Source organism: Modestobacter altitudinis, assembly GCF_005930475.1.
Taxonomy (GTDB): Bacteria; Actinomycetota; Actinomycetes; order Mycobacteriales; family Geodermatophilaceae; genus Modestobacter; species Modestobacter altitudinis.
The window spans coordinates 1-2,786 of record NZ_SJEW01000138.1 but is presented as its reverse complement, the minus strand read 5'-3'; the positions used below and the strand labels follow the sequence as shown (position 1 = coordinate 2,786).

Genomic DNA, 2,786 nt, shown 5'->3' with positions numbered 1-2,786 from the left:
GGGTCGGCGGGGTCGGCGGGGTGACGGTCGCCGACCACACCCCGCCGGAGGTCTGCCCGTAGGCGTCGGTGAGCCGGTAACCGATGAGGCTGGTGCCGACATGTCCCAGGACCGGGGTGAACGTCAGCACCCCCTCCGGGGTCACGGTGGCGGTCCCCTCGCCGGGCAGGGTCACCACGGTCACCGGGTCGGAGCCCGCGAGCAGGGCGATCGAGCCCCCGGGAGGCACCGGAACGGGCGAGAGTGGGCTCTGCGCCGCGAGCCCAGTGCCGGTGGACCGGCGGGGATCGGCGATCGGGGGGACCGGCGGGATGACGGTCGCCGACCACAGTGCCTGGGAGGTCTGCCCGTAGGCGTCGGTGAGCCGGTAGCCGACACTGCTGGTCCCGGCGAACCCCAGCACCGGGGTGAACGTGACCGTGCCGGAGGACGCGTCATAGGTGTAGGCACCCTCGCCAGGGCGCACGACGCCGGTGGTCGCAGCGCCGTCGTCACCGACCAGCCTCCGGCCTCCGGCCTCCGGAACCCCGGGCAACGTCACCGACTGGCTCGCCGTCCCGAGACCGGTGGAGTCCCGCGGCTCGGCGACCGGTGGGGCCGGCGAGATGACGGTCGCCGACCACAGCGCCCGGGAGGTCTGCCCGTAGGCATCGGTGAGCCGGTAGCCGACACTGCTGGTCCCGGCGAACCCCAGCACCGGCGTGAACGTGACCGTGCCGGAGGACTCGTCGTAGGCGTAGGCACCCTCGCCAGGGCGCACGACGCCGGTGGTCGCAGCGCCGTCGTCACCGAGCAGGGTCCGCGAGCCGCCGGCCGGCGCTGCCGGGACGGTCACCTGATGCGGCGCCGTCCCGACACCACTGGAGTCCCGCGGATCGGCGACCGGCGGAGCCGGCGGGAGCACCGTCGTGGTCCAGGTCGCCGTCGCCCACTGCCCGTAGGCGTCGGTCACCCGATAGGTCAAGGGTGTGGCGGTGCCCTGGAAACCCAGCACCGGGTCGAACGCCGCCATCCCGGTCGCGGTGTCCCAGCGGTAGCTGCCCTGGCCGGGCACGGTCAGATCGGTGACGGGGTGGCCGCCGCCGTCCAGTACCACCAGGGAGCCACCGTCGGGAACGGCGGGAAGGGAGGTCTGCTGGGTCGCCGTGCCGATACCGGTCGTGGTGGCCGGCCCGGGCGTCGGTGGATCCGGCCGGATGACCGTGGGCTGGTAGGACCCGTCGACCGCCTGCCCGTAGGCGTCGGTGAGCCGGTAGCCGACACTGCTGGGCCCGGCGAACCCCAGCACCGGGGTGAACGTGACCGTGCCGGAGGACGCGTCATAGGTGTAGGCACCCTCGCCAGGGCGCACGACGCCGGTGGTCGCAGCGCCGTCGTCACCGAGCAGGGTCCGCGAGCCGCCGGCCGGCGCTGCCGGGACGGTCGCCTGCTGCGGCGCCGTCCCGACACCACTGGAGGTGAGCAGCGACTCGGACGATGGACCGCTCGGCCGACCGACCGTCGGGGCGTAGGTGCCCGACACCGACTGGCCGTAGGCGTCGGTGAGCCGGTAGCGCGCAGGGGTGGCCGAGCCCTCGAAGCCCAGCACCGGGGTGAACGTGGCCGTGCCGGAGGACGCGTCATAGGCGTAGGCACCCTCGCCAGGGTGCACGACGCCGGTGGTCGCAGCGCCGTCGTCACCGAGCAGGGTCCGCGAGCCGCCGGCCGGCGCCGTGGGCAGGGTCACCGACTGTGGCGCGGTGCCGACCCCGGCTGAGGTCAACGCCGGCGCCGCTGGACCGGCCGGGACGGTCACCGTCGGCTCATAGGTGCTGCTGGCCGACTGACCATAGGCATCGGTGAGCCGGTAGGCGATGCTGCCCTTCCCGGTGAACCCCAGGACCGGGGAGAAGGAGACCGTCCGGGTGGCGAGGTCGGCGGTGTAGCGGCCCTGGCCATCCACCACCAGGCTGGTGACCGGGTCGCCGTGCCCGTCCAGGACGGCGACCGCACCTCCCGCCGGCGGCACGGGCAGTGCGACCTGCTGGGTCGCCGTGCCCGCGCCCCCGGAGCTCAGCGAGGGCGGTGTCGGCGGTGCCGGGGGGCGGACCGTCACGGTGTAGCTCCCCACGCCGGTCGCTCCCGAGGCGTCGGTGACCCGGAACCGCGCCGCCGTCGCGGTGCCCGACCAGCCGTACGCCGGGGTGAACGTCAGCGCGCGGCCGTCCACGGCGTAGCGACCGCCCGGAACAGCGAGGGTGTCCACCGGGGTGTCCCCGTCGAGCAGCGTGACCGAGCCGGCGGCCGGAGCGCCGGTGGAGACGCTCTGCCGGTCGGTGCCGGTGCCGTCGGAGGTGAGCACCTGGTCGGGGGTCACCACCAGGAACGAGGTGGCCGCCGTCGGGTCCTCCTCGTTGCCCTGCACGGTGATCGGCGCAGAGACGGCCACCGCACCGGAAGGCGGAGAGACGGCGGTGAAGACGAAGTCGTCGGAGGCGCCGTCGGCCAGCGCACCGGCGACGCAGGTCACGGTCCCGGCGGAGAGGCTGCAGCCGTTGGGCGCCTGCAGGGCGGTCACGCCCGCCGGGACCGGGAAGCGGAAGGTCGACCCCGACGACGGCCCGGGCCCGCTGTTGCGCACGGTCACCGTCCAGCCGACGGGGCTGGACCGGTGTGCCGGAGGAGGGGTGGTGACGGCGGTCACCAGGTCGGCCGCCTGAAGTGCCACCGTGCTGGCGCCGTCGTTGCTGTTGCCCCGCGTGCCCTGCACCGTGGAGACAGCGGTGATGGTCGGGGTGGGCTGGGCG

At 74.7% G+C, this 2,786-nt stretch carries 1 protein-coding gene; it reads right to left on the bottom strand.

Features of this window, described 5'->3' with window-relative positions:
- On the bottom strand, window positions 1–2,786 hold a 2,786-nt coding region (locus tag FHL79_RS24750), incomplete at both ends, for an Ig-like domain-containing protein (RefSeq protein ID WP_138761206.1).